Source organism: Pantoea sp. GbtcB22 (genome assembly GCF_019091025.1).
GTDB classification, from domain to species: domain Bacteria; phylum Pseudomonadota; class Gammaproteobacteria; order Enterobacterales; family Enterobacteriaceae; genus Pantoea; species Pantoea leporis.
In genome coordinates, this window is the sequence record NZ_JAGXKB010000218.1 from 1 (window position 1) to 271 (window position 271).

The 271-nt window shown below is 39.9% G+C and carries 1 protein-coding gene; it reads right to left on the reverse strand.

The genetic code is table 11. The features are described from left to right. Positions 1-18: 18 nt before the first annotated feature. Positions 19-271: hypothetical protein (locus KVT28_RS25185; protein ID WP_217550900.1), on the reverse strand; the 253-nt coding region annotated here is incomplete at its 5' end.

Here is a 271-nt window from a genome sequence, read left to right on the forward strand (position 1 = left end):
GGACGACTGGAAATAACTTCATCTTCCAAGGGTTGCAGGCGGATGTGCGTGCCTGGAAATTGGTTTTCTGTAAAGAATTTGGCATGATTGTTCATAGAGCCAAATCCTGTTACTTTCCTGTAATAGAACAATGGCTAGGATCTCTTTTGTAACCCCTCTCTCCCTTCCCCTTGTAAATACCCTACTCTTTTTAATAAAATTCCTATAGGGGGCAACCCCTCCAGTTTCATCTAAAAAAATTTTGTCGCATATAACTAAAGAAATTCCACAT